Origin of the sequence: Halovenus amylolytica (assembly GCA_004015825.1) — an archaeon.
Lineage (GTDB): Archaea > Halobacteriota > Halobacteria > Halobacteriales > Haloarculaceae > Halovenus > Halovenus amylolytica.
Map to the genome: position 1 here is coordinate 16,913 of SAYS01000014.1, position 17,059 is coordinate 33,971.

The 17,059-nt window shown below is 62.1% G+C and carries 18 protein-coding genes; 4 read left to right on the plus strand and 14 right to left on the minus strand.

Annotated elements, in window-relative coordinates:
- Positions 1-12 precede the first annotated feature (12 nt).
- The 3 genes from EOW68_RS11425 to EOW68_RS11435 are packed head-to-tail and all read right to left on the minus strand — an operon-like array spanning position 13 to position 3,687.
- A complete protein-coding gene (locus tag EOW68_RS11425) occupies positions 13-1,857 on the minus strand; it encodes an acetyl-CoA carboxylase biotin carboxylase subunit (RefSeq protein WP_128225293.1) in 1,845 nt (614 codons plus the stop codon).
- Positions 1,854-2,138: a DUF8022 family protein gene (locus tag EOW68_RS11430; RefSeq protein ID WP_431358890.1), complete on the minus strand. Its 285-nt coding sequence runs from the start codon at positions 2,136-2,138 to the stop codon at positions 1,854-1,856. The genes EOW68_RS11425 and EOW68_RS11430 overlap by 4 nt, the downstream gene beginning before the upstream one ends.
- A 4-nt stretch (positions 2,139-2,142) precedes the next feature.
- Positions 2,143-3,687 carry an acyl-CoA carboxylase subunit beta gene (locus EOW68_RS11435; protein WP_431358902.1) on the minus strand — a complete coding sequence of 515 codons (1,545 nt, stop codon included), beginning with the start codon at positions 3,685-3,687 and terminating at the stop codon, positions 2,143-2,145.
- Between the two features lie 156 nt (positions 3,688-3,843).
- Here EOW68_RS11435 and EOW68_RS11440 point away from each other — a divergent pair, with 156 nt between their 5' ends.
- On the plus strand, positions 3,844-4,707 hold the full coding sequence (locus tag EOW68_RS11440) for a DUF6159 family protein (RefSeq protein WP_128225295.1): 864 nt from the start codon (positions 3,844-3,846) through the stop codon (positions 4,705-4,707).
- Positions 4,708-4,731: 24 nt separating this feature from the next.
- Here the strand turns inward: EOW68_RS11440 and EOW68_RS11445 are convergent, their stop codons facing one another.
- The 5 genes from EOW68_RS11445 to EOW68_RS11465 all read right to left on the minus strand — a co-directional run bounded on the left by EOW68_RS11445 (position 4,732) and on the right by EOW68_RS11465 (position 9,151).
- Entirely contained in the window at positions 4,732-5,535 is an 804-nt protein-coding gene (locus tag EOW68_RS11445) for a 2-amino-3,7-dideoxy-D-threo-hept-6-ulosonate synthase (protein ID WP_128225296.1), read from the minus strand.
- A gap of 90 nt (positions 5,536-5,625) precedes the next feature.
- The gene (gene trpA, locus EOW68_RS11450; protein WP_128225297.1) at positions 5,626-6,447 is read right to left on the minus strand and encodes a tryptophan synthase subunit alpha; all 822 of its coding nucleotides are present in this window, start codon (positions 6,445-6,447) and stop codon (positions 5,626-5,628) included.
- On the minus strand, positions 6,444-7,718 hold the full coding sequence (gene trpB, locus EOW68_RS11455) for a tryptophan synthase subunit beta (RefSeq protein ID WP_128225298.1): 1,275 nt from the start codon (positions 7,716-7,718) through the stop codon (positions 6,444-6,446). The genes trpA and trpB overlap by 4 nt, the downstream gene beginning before the upstream one ends.
- Positions 7,715-8,488 carry an indole-3-glycerol phosphate synthase gene (gene trpC, locus EOW68_RS11460; RefSeq protein WP_128225299.1) on the minus strand — a complete coding sequence of 258 codons (774 nt, stop codon included), beginning with the start codon at positions 8,486-8,488 and terminating at the stop codon, positions 7,715-7,717. Before trpC ends, trpB begins: the two co-directional genes overlap by 4 nt.
- Before the next feature lie 69 nt (positions 8,489-8,557).
- Complete coding sequence (locus EOW68_RS11465; protein ID WP_128225300.1) at positions 8,558-9,151, minus strand: class I SAM-dependent methyltransferase; 594 nt, start codon at positions 9,149-9,151, stop codon at positions 8,558-8,560.
- A gap of 160 nt (positions 9,152-9,311) precedes the next feature.
- Here EOW68_RS11465 and EOW68_RS11470 point away from each other — a divergent pair, with 160 nt between their 5' ends.
- From EOW68_RS11470 to cruF, 3 genes are read left to right on the plus strand one after another with little or no spacing between them, the layout of a single operon-like run.
- Positions 9,312-10,823, plus strand: a complete 1,512-nt coding sequence (locus EOW68_RS11470; RefSeq protein ID WP_128225301.1) for a phytoene desaturase family protein — start codon at positions 9,312-9,314, stop codon at positions 10,821-10,823.
- Positions 10,824-10,869: 46 nt separating this feature from the next.
- Positions 10,870-11,754, plus strand: a complete 885-nt coding sequence (locus EOW68_RS11475; RefSeq protein ID WP_431358891.1) for a prenyltransferase — start codon at positions 10,870-10,872, stop codon at positions 11,752-11,754.
- A complete protein-coding gene (cruF, locus tag EOW68_RS11480) occupies positions 11,747-12,625 on the plus strand; it encodes a bisanhydrobacterioruberin hydratase (RefSeq protein WP_128225303.1) in 879 nt (292 codons plus the stop codon). The genes EOW68_RS11475 and cruF overlap by 8 nt, the downstream gene beginning before the upstream one ends.
- 4 nt (positions 12,626-12,629) lie before the next feature.
- Here the strand turns inward: cruF and EOW68_RS11485 are convergent, their stop codons facing one another.
- The 6 genes from EOW68_RS11485 to EOW68_RS11510 form a co-directional block, all read right to left on the minus strand.
- On the minus strand, positions 12,630-13,577 hold the full coding sequence (locus tag EOW68_RS11485) for a phytoene/squalene synthase family protein (RefSeq protein ID WP_128225304.1): 948 nt from the start codon (positions 13,575-13,577) through the stop codon (positions 12,630-12,632).
- A gap of 132 nt (positions 13,578-13,709) precedes the next feature.
- Positions 13,710-14,378 carry a translation initiation factor IF-6 gene (locus EOW68_RS11490; RefSeq protein ID WP_128225305.1) on the minus strand — a complete coding sequence of 223 codons (669 nt, stop codon included), beginning with the start codon at positions 14,376-14,378 and terminating at the stop codon, positions 13,710-13,712.
- 2 nt (positions 14,379-14,380) lie between these two features.
- Positions 14,381-14,659 (minus strand): 50S ribosomal protein L31e, encoded by a 279-nt coding sequence (locus EOW68_RS11495; RefSeq protein WP_128225306.1) that lies wholly within the window; start codon positions 14,657-14,659, stop codon positions 14,381-14,383.
- Positions 14,656-14,808 carry a 50S ribosomal protein L39e gene (locus EOW68_RS11500; protein WP_128225307.1) on the minus strand — a complete coding sequence of 51 codons (153 nt, stop codon included), beginning with the start codon at positions 14,806-14,808 and terminating at the stop codon, positions 14,656-14,658. The genes EOW68_RS11495 and EOW68_RS11500 overlap by 4 nt, the downstream gene beginning before the upstream one ends.
- A gap of 66 nt (positions 14,809-14,874) precedes the next feature.
- Positions 14,875-16,128, minus strand: coding sequence for an eIF2B alpha/beta/delta subunit family protein (locus EOW68_RS11505; protein WP_128225308.1), 1,254 nt, complete (start codon positions 16,126-16,128; stop codon positions 14,875-14,877).
- Positions 16,129-16,131: 3 nt separating this feature from the next.
- The gene (locus tag EOW68_RS11510) at positions 16,132-16,974 is read right to left on the minus strand and encodes a polyprenyl synthetase family protein (RefSeq protein WP_128225309.1); all 843 of its coding nucleotides are present in this window, start codon (positions 16,972-16,974) and stop codon (positions 16,132-16,134) included.
- Positions 16,975-17,059: the final 85 nt, after the last annotated feature.

Genomic DNA, 17,059 nt, shown 5'->3' on the forward strand with positions numbered 1-17,059 from the left:
GAGAGACGAAACTCACTCGATAACGAACAACAGATCGCCCATATCGACGCTTTCTCCTGCCGAAACCGCGACCTGTGCGATCGTCCCGCCGTACTCGGCGACGACGTCGTTTTCCATCTTCATCGCTTCGAGCACACAGAGCACGTCACCTGCAGCGACCTCGTCACCGTCCTCGAAGTTCACTTCCAGGATCGTTCCCTGCATCTCCGCCGTGACGGTCTCACCCTCCGCGCTGACAGTCGCACTCTCGGAGTCGTCGTCACCCGGGCCAGCGCGCTCCGGGCGCTGTGTCTGCTCGCTACTGGGTTCCCGCTGGATCGGTACCCCACCACGGTCTTCGAGTTCGACCTCGAAACGCTTCCCGTCGACTTCGACGGTGTACTGGCGCTGGACCACCTCTTCGTCCGTCTCCGCTGTGGCTGTCTCCCTTCCCCACTGTGCCTGTGCCTCCTCGATCCGGCTGCGGTCGATCTCCTCGTCGAGATACTTCGTGGTGTGGGTGCCGTCGACGAATCGGTCGTCGTCCATCATGAGGCGGTGGAACGGAATGATCGTCACGATGCCGTCGATCTCGTACTCCGCGAGGGCGCGCCTGGCTCGGGCGATCGTCTCCGTGCGGTCGCCGCCGCTGACGATGAGTTTGGCGACCATCGAGTCGTAATCGGTCACCAGATCGTCGCCCTGCCGGAGCGCGTCGTCGACACGGACACCGATCCCGCCCGGCGGATCGTAGGTTTCCAGTTTCCCGCCGGTGGCTGGCGCAAACTCCTCGGCCGCGTTCTCGGCGTTGATCCGGAACTCGATCGCGTGGCCGTCGATCTCGACATCCGCCTGATCGTAGTCGATTTGCTCTCCCTGCGCGATCCGGAGTTGCCACTTGACGATATCGATCCCAGTGATCTCCTCTGTCACGCAGTGTTCGACCTGGATCCGGGTGTTGACTTCGAGAAAGTAGAAGTTCGTCTCGGGGCCGAGCGGCTCCGAGGGATCCCTGTCGGGGTCTTCTTCGACGAGGAACTCGACGGTGCCGGCGTTGACGTACTCGGCCTCGCTGACGCCGCGCCGTGCGGCTTCCCCGATCTGTTCGCGCAGTTCGTCGGAGAGTGCCGGCGAGGGAGCTTCCTCGATTACCTTCTGGTGACGGCGCTGCAGGGAGCAATCACGCTCACCGAGGTGGCGGACGTTGCCGTGGTGGTCTGCGAGAATCTGGACCTCGACGTGGCGCGGGGTTTCGAGATACCGCTCCAGATACACCGAGTCGTTGTCGAAGTACGCCTCACCCTCTCGTTTCGCGCTCTCTAGCTCTTCCTCGACAGCCTCGGGACCGTGAACGACCTTCATTCCCCGTCCGCCACCGCCCCCCTCGGCCTTGATCGCGACCGGATAGCCGTGCTCGTCGGCGAAAGCCTCGACCTCCTCGGGTTCGTCGACCGGATCGGTCGTCCCGGGGACGATGGGAACGTCCGCCTCGTCCATGATCTTCCGGGCTTTCGTCTTCTCGCCGAGATCTGCCATTCCGTCGCTCGACGGGCCGATCCAGGTGACACCCTCTGTCGCCTCGACTTTCGACGCGAACGTTGCGTTCTCGGCCAGGAAGCCGTAGCCTGGGTGGATCGCGTCTGCACCGGATCGCTTCGCGGCGTCGATGATCGCCTCGTGGTCGAGGTAGGAGTCTGCCGCCCGTGCCGGTCCGACGTTGTACGCCTCGTCGGCGTAGCGGACGTGGCTGCCGTGTCTGTCCGCCTCGCTGTAGACGGCGACGGTCTCGATGCCAATATCCGTACATGCGCGCATGACGCGGACCGCAATCTCGCCACGGTTCGCGATCAGCACTTTTTCGAAGGTTTTGTCTGTCATGGTTCGTACCTGTCAGCCCGCCCTGCTGCTGTCCATCTGTCTGTCGGTGCGTTCTGTGGGACACGTTTGGACTCGCCGCCGAGTGCTTCGAGTCGACCAGCGAACGCGAACCGGTTCCCATTCCAGTCGTCGGTGTCCGACGCATCGTCGCTGTCTGCTGCTGTAGTTCGTTCCCGGCTGTACGCCTCGACTGCTGCAGTAATCGCGGCCGCTTCGGCCGTCGATACTGCGTCCGGAAATCGGAGCCGTCGCCCGTCGATCGTTCTCTGTGTATCACTCATCGTCCTACAGTGGGATGTTCCCGTGTTTCTTGTCCGGCCCCGATTTCCGCTTTGAGCGGAGCATCTCCAGATCGCTGATCAACTGTGGCCGTGTCTCCTCGGGTTCGATTACCGCATCGACGAAACCGCGGTCTGCGGCCGTGTAGGGGTTTGCGAACTGGTCGCGGTACTCGTCGATCAACTCCCGGCGGCGGCTGTCCGGATCGTCCGCTGCTTCGAGTTCGTCGCTGTAGAGCACGTTGACAGCGCCTTTCGGCCCCATCACCGCCACCTCCGCCGAGGGCCAGGCGTAGTTGACGTCCGCGCCGATGTGTTTCGACGCCATCACGTCGTAGGCTCCACCGTAGGCCTTCCGCGTGATGACGGTCATCAGAGGAACTGTCGCCTCGGAGAAGGCATACAGCAGTTTCGCACCGTGGACGATGATGCCGTTGTGTTCCTGATCGGTCCCCGGCATGAATCCCGGCACGTCGACGAAGGTAAGAATCGGGATGTTGAACGCGTCACAGAACCGGACGAATCGGGCTGCCTTCCGGGAGGAGTCGATATCGAGCGTGCCGGCGTTGACCCGTGGCTGGTTGGCAACCACACCGATCGAGTGGCCATCCAGTCGGGCGAAGCCCGTGACGATGTTGCGAGCGAATCCTTCGGCAACTTCGAAAAACGACCCCTCGTCGGCGACGCGGTCGATCACGTCGACGATGTCGTACGGTTTCCGTGGCTGATCCGGCACGATGGAGCGTAGCTCCTCGTCCCGGCGCTCGGGATCGTCCCACGGATCGAGTCGTGGTGGGTCCTCGACGTTGTTCTGTGGAAGGTATGAGAGGAGATACCGGATATCGTCGAGGGCCTCCTCCTCGTCGGCCGCTGTGAACTGGGAGACGCCGGATTCGGAGGCGTGGGTGCTCGCCCCGCCGAGTTCGTCGAAGCCCACCTCTTCACCGGTGACCGTCTCGATCACGTCCGGCCCGGTGATGAACATGTGGCTGGTCTCCTCGACCATCATGATGAAATCGGTGATCGCCGGCGAGTAGACCGCGCCGCCGGCACACGGCCCCATGATCGCCGATATCTGGGGGATGACGCCGCTCGCGAGCTGATTTCTGTGAAAAATCTCCGCGTAGCCGGCGAGTGAGTCGATCCCCTCCTGAATTCGTGCGCCCGCGGAGTCGTTGAGACCGACGACCGGTGCGCCGGTCTCCATCGCCTTGTCCATCACCTTCGTCACTTTCTCGGCGAACACTTCACCCAACGAGCCACCGAAGACGGTGAAATCGTGTGCGAAGACGAACACCGTCCGGCCGTTGACCTCGCCGTAGCCCGTCACCACACCGTCGCCCGGAACCTGCTTTTCGTCCATATCGAAGGTGTGAGTCCGGTGGGTCCGGAACTGATCGAACTCGGTGAAGCTGCCGTCGTCCAGGAAGTACTCGATCCGCTCCCGGGCGGTGAGTTTTCCTTTCTCGTGTTGAGCCTCGATCCGGTCCTCGCCGCCGCCTTTTCGCGCCTCCTCGCGGCGCTTTCGGAGCTCCTCGATCCGCTCGCCCATCGTCATGTCGTACTCCCTGCCATCTGTTGGTCACTTCAAGCGCCAGCATCATAAAAAGGATTCCGCAACCCGCCGTGATACCGGAGATCAACCCCGTGTTTCGAGAGCCGAAACAGTATCTCCCTATTTATTGGCGCAGAGTGAATAGACGTATCTATGCGATTGATCGAGCGGTTCAAAACAGCGGTCACACTCATCAAACACAGTGTGGGTGTGATGCGGTCACACCCAAGACTCGCCCTGTTTCCGGTGTTGAGCGGCCTGTTCGGGCTTGCCTTTCTCGCACTCGTCATGACGCCGATGCTCGGGGTCCTGTCACTCGACGCCGGGACAACGACCACACAGGTTGTCGGTGTTGCGGTGATCGGAGCACTGTATCTGGGAACTGCATTTATAACGTCGTTTTTTACTGCAGCACTGGTCCACCAGACCCGGGCTGTGCTCGGTGGCGAAGAGCCAGGACTGCGGGAGGGAATCGACGGTGCCTGGGCGGTCAAGGGACCGCTGTTCGTCTGGGCGTTCATCAGCGCGACTGTCGGACTCGTCCTCGATGCGATCTCCGAGTCCGATTCGATGGTCGGCCAGATCCTCTCGGCCATCTTCGGCATCGCGTGGACGCTGATGACGTTTTTCGTCATCCCGGTGATCGTCTTCGAACAGCCGTCGATCAGAGAGATGTTCGAACGGAGCGCAGGGCTGTTCAAGGACACGTTCGGTGAGACGCCGATCAGTCTCGCCGGTGTCAGTCTCGTTGGACTGATCGCCGCCCTGCCAGCACTCGGTCCAGGAGCCTACCTGCTGTTCGTGGCCGGACAGCCGCTGCTCGGAATCCCGCTGTTCGTCGTTGGCGTGTTGATCGCACAGTTGCTCTCCTCGACGCTCCGCGGAATCGTCAAAACGTCGCTGTACTTCTACGCGACGGAGGAACAGCGTCCCGACGAGTTCGATGGCATCTTCGACCGACTCGACGAGTCCAGGTCGTCGACACCCAGCGGTGTGACGGGTGGCGGTTTCCAGTAGTGGACGACGAGAAAAAACGAGCGTTCAGGCTTCGACGGTGAGTCCAGCCTGCCGTGCTGCGTCCTCGGGGGTCGCATCCTCGTGGATGACTGCTGCGATCGCTTCAGTGATGCCGCGCGGGTCGTCGTGCTGGAAGATAGAGCGGCCCATCGACACGCCTGCTGCACCGGCATCGATCGCGCCACGAACCATCGACAGCGTCTCCATATCAGTCCCCTTGCTGCCGCCCGCGATGACGACAGGGAGACGCGTGCCCTCGACGACCTGCTCGAAGGTGTCCGGATCGCCCGAGTAGGCAGTTTTGATCACGTCCGCACCGAGTTCCTCGCCCAGTCGCGTCGCGTGTGCCAGATCCTCACCGAAGCCCTCGCCCTCCGCCCGGACGTCGTGGCCGCGGGCGTAGGTCATCGCGAGCACTGGAATGCCGTACTCCTCGGCCGTGCTGGTCACCTCGCTGAGGTCGGTGATCTGCTCCGGTTCGTACTCGCTGCCGACGTTCAGGTGAACCGAGACAGCGTCAGCGCCGGCCCTGATAGCGTCTTTGACTGTCCCGGTCATTCGCTTGTCACTCTCGTCGGGGCCGATCGACGTCGAACCATTGAGGTGGACGATGTAGCCTGCACCGTTTTTGTTGGGGTGAACGCGTGGTGCGATCCCTTTCTGGGTCAACACGGCGTCGGCGCCGCCGTCGGTGACCGCGTCGATCGTCGATTCGATATCGACCAGTCCCGTTACTGGTCCGAGTGTGATTCCGTGGTCCATCGGGACGATCAGGTGTTTGCCACCTGTCCCGATTCTGTCGAGTCGTGCAGATTTCCCGGCTGTCATTGTGTCATGGTCTGGCAAGTATCTTAATGGGCGTTCCGGTTGCGGCCCGCGTTGCGCCTATCCCACTCGTCGGGTGGCCTGCCGGCTCGTTCATCGCCCGGCCTGTGGGGGGGCACCTGCCAGTGCGCCCTCTTTCAGCTCCCGTGCTTTCTCTTCGAGTCGGTCCGCGACGACGGCGGTATCCTCTCCGTCTTCCGCACCTGCTGCGACGATATCGACGAGTGCGGAGCCGACGATCACACCATCCGCGCCGGCCGAGACGATCCGGTCGGCGTGTTCGCCGGTCTTGATCCCGAAACCGACCGCTTTCGGGACGTCCCAGTCAGCGATCCGGGCCAGCGAACGTTCGGTATGGTCGGAGACATCGTCGCGCGCACCCGTCGTCCCGAGTCGCGCCTGGACGTAGACGTATCCCGAGACGTGTTCCTGCATCGCATCGAGTCGGTCGCCCTCGGTCGTCGGCGCGACGATGAAGACGAGATCCAGGCCGAACTCGTCGCAGGCCTCGCGCAGCGGGCCAGCCTCCTCCGCCGGGAGATCCGGCACGACGAAGCCCTCGATACCAGCCTCCGCAGCAGCCTCGACGAACGGCCGTGGCCCTTCCTCGTCACCGTACTGGTAGATCAGGTTGTAGTAGGTCATACAGACCAGCGGGACATCCACGTCGAGTTCGGTCACGAACTCCAGATACCGCTCGACGGTCATGCCGGCATCGAGCGCGCGAACGATCGCTTCCTGGATGGTGGATCCTTCCGCGATCGGTTCCGAAAAGGGGAGGCCGAGTTCGATCGCGTCAGCCCCGCCACGTTCCAGTGCCTCGACGTACTCGATGGAGGCCTCGTAGGATGGGTCGCCGGCCGCGAGGTACGGGACGAAGGCAGCCTCGTCAGCGAAAGCGGATTCGAGGCTCACAGGCCACCACCCCCGAGTTCGCGGAACAGCGTCATGTCGGGTGCCATATCGAGGTCGCGGTTCCCGGTCTCCTCGATCACGGTCTCCAGATCTTTGTCGCCGCGTCCAGAGACGTTGACGACGACGATGTCGCCGAGATCATCGCTGGTCTCGTCGGAGTCAGGGCCTTCCATGGCTTCGAGATAACCGAAGGCGTGAGCGGTCTCCAGCGCCGGAATGATCCCCTCGTCCTGGGAGAGCCGATGGAAGGCTTCGAGTGCTAGCTCGTCGGGGACGTTGACCGGGTGCACCCTGCCCTCGTCGACGAGGTGGGCGAGCTCCGGCCCGACACCCGCGTAGTCGAGGCCTGCAGAGACAGAATGAGATTCCATGATCTGGCCGTCGCTGTCCTGGAGCAGTTTCGTCCGCGCGCCGTGGAGAACCCCCTCCTCGCCGGTCGAGAGTGACGCCGAGTTCGGCGCGACGCCGGCTTCTTCGTCGACATCGAGCGAGGAGCCACCGGCCTCGACGGCGTAGAGGTCGACCTCGGAATCGTCGACGAAATGATGGAAGGTACCCATCGTGTTCGAGCCGCCGCCCGCACAGGCCAGAACACTGTCCGGGAGTCGACCTTCTTTCTCCTGGATCTGCTCGCGGGCCTCCTCGGAGATCACAGCCTGGAAATCCCGAACCATCGCGGGGAACGGATGTGGACCCACGACGGAACCGATCACGTAGTGGGTGTTCTCGACGGTCGTCGCCCAGTCACGCATCGTCTCACTGATCGCCTCCTTGAGCGTGCCCCGACCCGTGGTGACCGGATTGACCTCCGCGCCGTTCGTCCGCATCCGGAAGACGTTGGGTCGCTGTCGGGCGATATCGGTCTCGCCCATGTAGATCTCACACGGCATATCGAGGTGGGCCGCAGCCATCGCCGTGGCGGTGCCGTGCTGGCCTGCGCCAGTCTCGGCGATGATGCGCTCTTTCCCCATGTACTTCGCCAGCAGCACCTGCCCGAGGGCGTTGTTGAGTTTGTGTGCGCCGCCGTGGAGCAGATCCTCGCGTTTGAGATAGACCGCGGTGTCGTACCGTTCAGAGAGTTGCTCTGCGTGCTGGAGCGGCAGCGGTCGGCCGCCGAAATCCGCTATCCGCTGGTGGAACTCGTCCATGAAGCCCTCGGCGTTTTCGAGGACGTACCGCTCGTATGCGTCTGTGAGTTCTTCGATCGCCGGCATCAACGCCTCCGGCACGTACTGTCCGCCATACTCGCCAAATTTGCTATCCGTACTCATTGTGTCTCCTGTGTGCGCTCCACTGCCGTTAGTTCCTCGGTGTTCGTCCGCACGTCACCGTCCATGATCGCCGACCCGACGAGTAGGCCATCGGCACCGGCCCCACGCATCCGGCGCACGTCCTCGGGGTCGCTGATTCCGCTCTCGGCGATGAGCGTCACGCCCTCTGGGACCTCCGGAGCAACAGTTTCGAAGGTCGCCAGATCGACCGTCAGTTTTGCCAGATCGCGGTTGTTGACACCGATGATATCCGCGCCCGCGTCGACGGCTTCCTCCAGTTCCTCGGTCGAGTGTATCTCGACGAGTACCTGAAACCCCCGATCAGCGGCTGCGTCGAGAAGTCCCGTCAGGTCGTCGACGAACCGGGCGATCAACAGGATGATATCGGCCGCGACAGTATCCAGTTGCTCCTCCCGGAGGACGAAATCTTTCCGAAGCACTGGGACGTCGACAGCCTCCCGGATTCGTTCCAGATTCTCGGGCGTGCCGCCGAAATGGTCCGGTTCCGTCAGTACCGAGAGCGCGCTGGCCCCACCTGCGACCATCTCTTCGGCCAGTTCGACCGGGTCGTCGTCGCGCTCCCCGTCGGTCGTCGGCGAGGTGGGTTTGACCTCGGCGATGATCGGAACGCGCCCCTCCGCCTCGGCCCGCGCGAAGGCGTCGGAAAGCGACCGGGCGTCGACGTTCACTCGCTCACCGTTCTCGTCGCGCTCCCGGGCGGTTTCCAGAATCGACTGGACCGCCGGTGCGACCTCCTCTCTATCGTCCATTACTGAACACTAATGGACAGAGATGTACATAAGACTTGTGTCCCGGGCTCGAACGCTCCGTCCACACGGCTATCGCTCGAAGACGAGCGCGTAGTGATACGGCGGTAGCTCGACGTAATCAGTTCGGGAGAATCCAGCCGCCTCGAGTACTGCAGTCTCCGTTTCGTCGGGAGACATCCGAAGTTCGGTCGGCGGGCCGCGAGACTCGCCAGCAATCGTCGTCTGTTCACTCGGCTCGTCGTGCCAGTTGATAACGATAAGCCGACCAGCGGGAGCGAGGGCGTCGAAAACCGCCTTGACGAGCTCAGCCTGGTCGCCGACGCCGTGGAACGTGTTCGCAATTACGACACAGTCGACTGGTTCGGGGAGATGCTGTGTCAACTCCCGGGCATCACCACAGCAGAATTCGATGTTTTCGATCCGCTGCAAAGCAGCCAGGTCAGCGAGTTCGTCGAGCAGTGACTGCTCGATATCGAGTGCGTAGACAGTCTCGGGATCGGTTATCCGAGCGGCGGGCAACACAAAGTAGCCGTTCCCGCAGCCGATCTCTGCTACAGTCATTCCCTCGCGAACGCCGAGCGCTCGCAGCGTTTCGCCGGGCGTCGGCCACAGTCGGCCCCACCAGTCCCAGTCCGGTTGGGCCGTGTTCTGGAATCGAGTCATACCTAGAATATGAACAGAGGGCTGCAAGTCAGTTCTGATACAGGTGCCGCCCCCGACCGACTGCAGACTGGAACGCACGGCTCGGGAGATCGTGCCGTCGATTCCGGCACAACCGTCGGGGAAAGGACCGTTTAACCGTGATCCACCCTAACACCGACGTATGGCAGACCTCTCCGGGAAGACGGTCGGTGTCGTCGGTGGCGGGTTCGGTGGACTCTCTACGGCCTGCTATCTGGCAGACGCCGGTGCAGACGTGACGCTACTGGAAAAAAACGAGCAACTCGGCGGCCGGGCGAGCCGGCTGGAGAAGGATGGATTCACGTTCGATATGGGGCCGTCGTGGTATCTCATGCCCGACGTCTTCGAACGGTTTTTCGCCCACTTCGATCACGAGCCGTCGGATTACTACGAGCTGGAACAGCTCGATCCACACTACCGGATCTTCTTCAAAGACGGCGATCAGATCGACGTCCGCGGTGACCGCGAGCACATGCGCAACGTGTTCGAATCCTACGAGGGCGGCGCTGGCGACCGCTTCGAGGAGTATCTCGACACCAGCCAGGAGCACTACGAGATCTCGATGGAGCAGTTCGTCTACGAGGATCGATCGAAACTCCGGGACTGGGTCGATCCGGACGTGATGCGAGCGGCTCCTGTGGGGCTCAAGTTGACCGGCTCAATGCAGAGCTACGTCGAGGAGTATTTCGAGAATCCGAAACTCCAGCAGATCATGCAGTACTCGCTTGTGTTCCTCGGTGGCGCGCCGAAGAACACGCCGGCGCTGTACAACATCATGAGCCACGTCGATTTCAATCTCGGCGTCTACTACCCCGAGGGCGGACTCGGCGGTGTCGTCGACGCGGTGGTCGATCTCGGCGAGGAACTGGGCGTGACCTACGAGACGGACAGCGAAGTGACGAGCCTGACGAAGGGCAAAGATTCGTTCCAGCTCGAAATCGAGGACGGAAAGCAGGAGTTCCGTTTCGACAACGTGGTGGTCAACGCGGATTACGCCCACGTCGAGCAGGATCTCATGCCGGAACACGAACGCCAGTACGACGAGGGCTACTGGGAGAAACGGACCTACGCACCCTCCGCGTACCTCCTGTACATGGGTGTCGAGGGCGACGTCGAGGAACTCCGTCACCACACGCTGGTCCTGCCCGAAAACTGGGACAGCCACTTCGAGCAGATATTCGACAACCCGGCGTGGCCCGACGAGCCAGCATACTACATCTGTGTCCCCTCGAAAACAGACGACAGCGTCGCGCCGGAGGGACACAGCAACCTCTTCGTGCTGGTCCCGGTCGCGCCGGGACTCTCCGACAGCGAGCGCGTCCGCGAGAAATACCGCGAGAAAATCCTCGACGATATCGCCGAGAACACTGGCGTCGAACTCCACGACCGGATCGTCACCGAAGAGCAGTTCTGTGTCTCCGATTTCGCCAGCCGGTACAACGCCACGCAGGGCACTGCGCTCGGGCTGGCACACACGCTCCGCCAGACTGCGCTCCTGCGTCCGAACAACCGCTCCTCGGCGGTCGATGGGCTGTACTTCACCGGATCGTTCACGACGCCGGGGATCGGCGTGCCGATGTGTCTGATCAGCGGCCAGCACGCAGCCGACGCGCTGATCGAAGACCAGGGCACGCTGACGCCGTCACAGGACTGATAACCGGGCAATGTAATATCCTGGATCACTGACTGGGTGGTACATCGTGACTGACGTCGGTGACAGGCTGTCGGCGCTTGCGCCCTCGGAGCAGACGTTCCTGGGGTATCTGTTCTGGCTCTCGCGACCCCGCTTCTGGTTCTATCTCGCCGGCCCGGTCATCGTCGGTGTCGTCTACGGCGCGTCGTCGCAGGCCGATCTCTTCACGCCACTGACTGTCGAACTGTTTCTGTACTTCCTGATCCCGGCAAATATTTTCCTGTACGGGATCAACGACATCTTCGACGCCGACATCGACCAGCTCAATCCCAAAAAGTCGGAGGGTGGACGCGAACTCCAGTTTCAGGGCAGCATTGGTGTGATGGCGACGGTCGTCATCGCAGCCCTGGTGGGTGTCGGCTTCGTTCCGTTTCTACCCAGAGAAGCGACAGCAGCCCTGGCCGGCTTCTACCTGCTCGGAACTGCCTACAGCGCACCGCCCGTCCGCCTGAAAACCAAGCCGCTACTGGATTCGGTCTCGAACGGACTCTACATAATGCCCGGGCTGGTGGCCTACGCTGCAGTCACTGGCAGTTTGCCGCCCGCGCTCGTGATCGCGGGGAGCTGGCTCTGGACGATGGGGATGCACACCTTCTCGGCGATTCCGGATATAGAGCCGGATCGAGCGGCCGGAATCCGGACGACAGCGACAGTGCTCGGGAAGAAACAAACCTACGCCTACTGCGCGGGCTGCTGGCTCGGTGCCGCTGTGCTGATGGGGCTAGTCCATCCGTTCTTCGCCGCAGTCTTCGGTATCTATCCGCTCTTCACCGCCGGGATCGTGGTGGCAGAGATCGACGTGGACCGCGCATACTGGTGGTTCCCGTTTCTCAACTTCGTCGCTGGAACGGTACTCTCGCTGGGGGGCATCTGGAGGATGCTCTATGTCTGATGGGCCAGAGTCCGGAACGACGCTGGAACAGGTCGAGCGTGCACTCCGCGATAGAGCCGCGTTCGAGCAGTCACTCGACGAGCTGGTCTCGAACAACCGGTTCACGATCGCGGTCGTCTTTCCAGTCGTCGGCGCGATTACGCTGCTGGCAAGTGCGGAGGGTGTACTGCCAGATCCGCTTGCATTCAACCCGTATTTCGTCCTCTTCGGCGTCTTCGTGATGCGACTGCCGCTCATCTCGGGGCTCGCTCCACTGGTCGACCGTCGTGCGGGCGCAGCGCTGCTGGCGTTGATCAGCTACACCTACGCGATCGAATACGTCGGTGCGACAACAGGGCTCCCGTACGGGGAGTTCAGCTACGTCGTCTCGCTCGGGCCGATGCTGTTCGGGACGATCCCGTACGCGCTTCCGCTGTTTTTCATCCCGCTCGTCGTCAACAGCTACCTGCTCACCGTGCTCCTGCTCGGCGAGAGTGCCAGACGGGCCGTGATCCGACTCCCGGTCGTCGCGGCGACAGTCGTCGCGATCGATCTGGTGCTCGATCCGGCCGCGGTGGCGCTTGGGTTCTGGGAATTCTCCGACGGCGTGTTCTACGGTGTTCCGGCGATAAACTACGCGGGCTGGGTCCTCAGCGCGGTCGTTGCGACGGTTTTGATCGATATCGCCTTCCCCAGAACGGCGTTGCTCGACCGCATAACAGGCTGTGAATATATGCTCGACGACATGGTGAGTTTCGTCCTCCTGTGGGGGACGATCAACGTCTTCTACGGGGCCTGGATTCCGGCCGTGATCGCGGCCCTGTTCGGTCTGTCACTGTTGCGTCTCGACAGGTTCGATTTCGACGTCGGCAGGACGATTCCGGGTCGATAGACAGTTATTCCGGAGATGGAACGCCGTGTTCGGCTTCATCGGAGTAGCCTTCGTCGGTCGGGATCGCACTGACGTTCCGAAACACGGTCACTGGATCGCCGTACCGCCGCCAGTTCCACCAGGTGCGTGCGACCATCCACAGTTTGCGGGCTCTGGAGAGACTGGGGCGAGAAGAGAGAACGTCGAAGTTCCGTTCGCGGATCAGTTTGTGGTGTTCCGCATAGAGAACAGCAGCCAGCAGGACCGCGAACTGACAGTCTTCGGGGAGATGTTCGATCCCCTTGACACCCTCGCGGTAGAGATTTTCAGTCCGTCGAAGCTCCGACTGGATCGCACGCCGGAACTCGGGGGTACACTCCTCGCGTTCGATCTCTTCGGCGGAGATACCATATCTGTCCAGTGTCTCCATCGGGAGGTAGATCCGGTCGAGTTCACGGATATCCTCCCGGACGTCCCGGATAAAGTTCGTCAGCTGGAAGGCCTCGCCGAGTGCCATGGCGTGTGGCCGTGCGCGCTCCGGATGATCGACGTCCATCACTGCAGTCATCATATTGCCGACCGCAGCGGCTGAGCCCCGCATATACGCCTCGAGATCCTCGTAACTCTCGTAGCGGTCGGTATCAACGTCCATCAGCATGGCGTCGATGAACTTGTCGACCTCCTCGTCGGTGATCCCCGCCTGTGCACGAACTGTATCGAAGGCTTCGATTACTGGCTCGTCGATATCGCCCTCTCCGAGTGCTGCCGACCGAATCTCTTCGAGTTGCGCACGCTGCTCGGCCGCCGTCGTGCCGGCACCGTCATCGACGACCTCGTCGGCGATCCGGAAAAATCCATACAGAACGTACGTTTGCTCACGGATGCGCTCCGGAAGCAACCGTGTCGCATAATAGAAGGTCTGGCCTGTCTCCTTGTGGATGGCCTTCCCTTGTTCGAGCTGGGGGTCGTTCACAACACAATTTTGGGCGCTTCAAAGTTAAAGCTGGTTGTTGCTTTGGGGTAATTTTTTCCGGGAGAATCCGGCAAAAACGGCGTACCTTACTGGTATACGTCGGGATTTATACCACGAGATAAAATATCAGATTCAGTCAGTGGCGTAGCCGAGCGCGGTGTCGATCCGGCCAAGTTCCGGGCCGGAGGTGTCGTTGCCGACGATGTATCCGGAGTCGTTTGCGATCAGTCCGGAGCCGACGAGCGGGCCACCGTAGTTGATCGTTCCGATGTCAGCAGGGACATCGAGGTGGGCCTCGATCTCGTCGAGCTGTTCGTCGGTCGACTTCGGGTGACAGAGCACACCGCGGTTCGTCGCGACGCCGGCGGTGCCGACGGTCCGGACCCCGGCGATATCGCCCCGCTGGACCGGGACATCCAGCCCGTCTTTGACAGCCTGGACGGATTTCCGGGGGAGATCAGGGTGGACGTACGCCCCGTTGTCGTTCGCGAGCACGACGTTGCCGGCAGCGTTGATGCGTCCGGGAAGCTCGGTCACCGACAGCTCGGTCGCTTCGGCGATCTGCTCCCGTTCGCGCTCCCGCAAGCGGTTGCTGACGAGCAGTCCGTTGCTGTTGCCGACAGCCAGAGCCCCGACAGTGCCGGAGCCACCGACCGTAGTCGGGACTACCTGGACAGCGAGTTCCTCACCGCAGGCCTCGCGGAGATCCGCCTCGATGTCCGGCCGAACGAGCAGACAGTCGTTGGTCGCCCTGGCAAACACGCCAATATACGGCGACCCTGCAAATGCCGCGCGGAGCAACGTTACTCTGCGGGTTCTGCTTCGACGACGCCTTCGCCTTCCTCCTCGAAGCGCGCCGCGCGAATCCTGATCTTGCTCGGTGGCTTCGATCGACCGTTCGCCCAGATTGCCTCGTTGATCGAGGGATCGAGACGGACAGCGTCTTCGGGGACCGAGAAATGCTGCGCGAGATGCTCTCTGACGACCGACATAGCCTTGCCGGCACCCTTTGTCTGTGAGCCCTTCCGTGCTTTGCGAAGCGGCACCGTGATGATGCGCTCCTCGAAATCACTCGCGCTCATTCGTCCGTGTCACTCCGTCGCCAGTGGCGTCGTTTCGGGTTGCGCATGACGTCACGGTCGGTTTTGACCATGACCCACGCCGGAACGCGGACGTTCTGGTTTTCCAGTTTCGCGAGACGCTTCTTTTTCGCTTTCGACTTTTTACCCATAGTATACGCGTTTACCTCGTCCCCGCTTATATGTGTGTCCCTTTGGGTGAATCGACGTCCCCGGGTTTACTCCTGCCAGCCCGCACGCTGTTCGTGTTCGGCTGCCAGCGACTCGATCTCGCCGGGATCGAACGATCCGCGTTCTGTGACGAACTGATCGATCGCCGAGGGTGGTGTCAGATCGAACGTCGGGTTTTCGACGGTGATCGGTGCCGTCCCGTCGTAGAGTTCGCTGGCTGCCCGCTCCTCCAGATCGATCGTCCGTTCGTGACTGATCTTGTCGGTTGCAGTGCCGACGAGGACGGGAACGTCTGCGTCCGTCGCCGACAGCGCTCCAGGGCGAGTGCCAACCTTATTTATAAGACAGCCATCGCTGAAGACAGTATCTGCACCGACGACGAAACAGTCAGCTTCCCACTCGACGAGCGTGTGAGGAAAGGCCGCATCACTGGTCAGCGTCACGTCCAGTTCCGAGGAGAGCTGTTCCGCGACCTCGGTGCCCTCACTGCCAGGCCGGCTCTCCGCCAGGAGTACTGCCCCGGGTTCCCCCTCGTCGATGGCTGCGAGGACTGTCCCGGACCGGGAGAGGGTCGCCACGCGCTTATCCGTGATCGCTGCACCGAGGGTTGTCGCAGCACCACGATCTGCCTCGATGGCGGATTTAATCGCATCCCTGGCGTTGGATTCGACTTCGGCCGGTTCGACCGTGGAGCCCTTGGAGAGGACCCGGTTCACACGGTTTCTGACGACCGTCATCGCTGGGCGGGCCGCCAGTAGTTCGCTGCCGACGGCCTCCACAGAGTCGTACTCACTCTCCCGCCCCCTTGCGAGGAGCGCGGCCTCGTCCCGTAAAACCTCCAGCGCGCGAAGTGAGATGTATGCAGAGCCATGTGTACTGTCAGATGCGACGGTCACTACTGTCGGTCGAACCCGGTCGTAGGACCGCCACAGGTCGGGCACAGTCTCACGGTCGAGTATTTTTGTTGGAGAGACCCACTCGAACTCTGTCGACTCCCAGTCTGTCTGGACAGCCCGGTGAGTACAGTCGAAGAGATACGGATGGATACGCCACGTGCGGCCCAGGTCCTCGTCTACGACCTCGAATGGATCACCAGCAGTCAGTAGCTGGCAGTCCGATTCCGGGTCGAGTCCCGTTTCTTCGCGGATCTCCCGCTCGATCTGACTGTCAGGGTCGCCCTCCGCATATCCAGAAACGGCCGCCCACTTGCCCCGATAGCTACCGACGTCCTCACTCCGCTGCAACAGGAGCACGTCGCCGTCGTTCCGGAGAAATCCGGTGACAACAGACCGCTGGTCCATCGCTCACCTGTCGCGTTCGACGACGAACTCCGCGAATTCGCGGAGATACGCTTTCGCCTCCGAATCAGCTGCCTCGGTCGCTTCGAGGGCTTCGAGGGCTTTCGTCGACTCTTCTCGTGCCCGTTCGGTCGCTTCTTCGGGTGAGAGATCCGTCACTTCGACCAGCGAGGGACGTTCCATCGCTGCGTCGTGGCCCGTGGGCTTGCCGAGTTGGCTCGCGTCCGCGGTGGCGTCGAGCACGTCGTCGCGCATCTGGAAGGCGACGCCGACCCGTTCTGCGTACTGCCCGAACGCTTCGACCGTGTAGGTGTCGGCATCGGCGGCAATCGCGCCCAGCTCTGCGGCGGCACGGAACAGCGCGCCGGTTTTCCGGCGTGCGAGCTCCATGTACGCTGCTTCGTCGACCGGCACCTCGACGAGTTCGGTCGCTTCACCCTCGCCGAGCTGGACCATCGCTTCGGCGACAGCCTGCATCGCGCGCTCGTTCGAGGAGAACAGCTCGAAAGCCTCGCCGATCAGCCCGTCCGAGGCCGTGATCGCAGGACCGAAGCCGAACTCCGTCCAGGCAGCGGGTGTGCCACGGCGCAGTTCCGATTCGTCGATGATGTCGTCGATGACCAGCGAGGCGTTGTGGACGAGTTCGATACCGACGGCGAAATCGATCGCGTCGTCCATGTCGCCATCGAGTGCGTCACAGACCAGCACCGTCACTGTCGGTCGGACACGTTTGCCGCCGGACAGCGAGACGTGTTCCATCTGTCCGCGCAGCCCAGCCGGTTCAGTCTCCTCGAGTACCGCTTCGAGTCGTTGCTCGATGCGGTCCCGACGGCGCTCCAGATACTCCATTACGGGTACGTACGGACTAGGCAAGCAAGTAGGTGACGAACATCACTGCAATAGCTGACCCAGTCGCCGGATTTTTAGGTGGTAG

Bases quoted from the DNA above. Each gene is read 5' to 3' on its own strand.
- EOW68_RS11425 (WP_128225293.1), bottom strand. From the start codon at position 1,857: ATGACAGACAAAACCTTCGAAAAAGTGCTGATCGCGAACCGTGGCGAG.
- EOW68_RS11430 (WP_431358890.1), bottom strand. From the start codon at position 2,138: ATGAGTGATACACAGAGAACGATCGACGGGCGACGGCTCCGATTTCCG.
- EOW68_RS11435 (WP_431358902.1), bottom strand. From the start codon at position 3,687: ATGGGCGAGCGGATCGAGGAGCTCCGAAAGCGCCGCGAGGAGGCGCGA.
- EOW68_RS11440 (WP_128225295.1), top strand. From the start codon at position 3,844: ATGCGATTGATCGAGCGGTTCAAAACAGCGGTCACACTCATCAAACAC.
- EOW68_RS11445 (WP_128225296.1), bottom strand. From the start codon at position 5,535: ATGACAGCCGGGAAATCTGCACGACTCGACAGAATCGGGACAGGTGGC.
- trpB (WP_128225298.1), bottom strand. From the start codon at position 7,718: ATGAGTACGGATAGCAAATTTGGCGAGTATGGCGGACAGTACGTGCCG.
- trpC (WP_128225299.1), bottom strand. From the start codon at position 8,488: ATGGACGATAGAGAGGAGGTCGCACCGGCGGTCCAGTCGATTCTGGAA.
- EOW68_RS11465 (WP_128225300.1), bottom strand. From the start codon at position 9,151: ATGACTCGATTCCAGAACACGGCCCAACCGGACTGGGACTGGTGGGGC.
- EOW68_RS11470 (WP_128225301.1), top strand. From the start codon at position 9,312: ATGGCAGACCTCTCCGGGAAGACGGTCGGTGTCGTCGGTGGCGGGTTC.
- cruF (WP_128225303.1), top strand. From the start codon at position 11,747: ATGTCTGATGGGCCAGAGTCCGGAACGACGCTGGAACAGGTCGAGCGT.
- EOW68_RS11495 (WP_128225306.1), bottom strand. From the start codon at position 14,659: ATGAGCGCGAGTGATTTCGAGGAGCGCATCATCACGGTGCCGCTTCGC.
- EOW68_RS11500 (WP_128225307.1), bottom strand. From the start codon at position 14,808: ATGGGTAAAAAGTCGAAAGCGAAAAAGAAGCGTCTCGCGAAACTGGAA.
- EOW68_RS11505 (WP_128225308.1), bottom strand. From the start codon at position 16,128: ATGGACCAGCGGTCTGTTGTCACCGGATTTCTCCGGAACGACGGCGAC.
- EOW68_RS11510 (WP_128225309.1), bottom strand. From the start codon at position 16,974: ATGGAGTATCTGGAGCGCCGTCGGGACCGCATCGAGCAACGACTCGAA.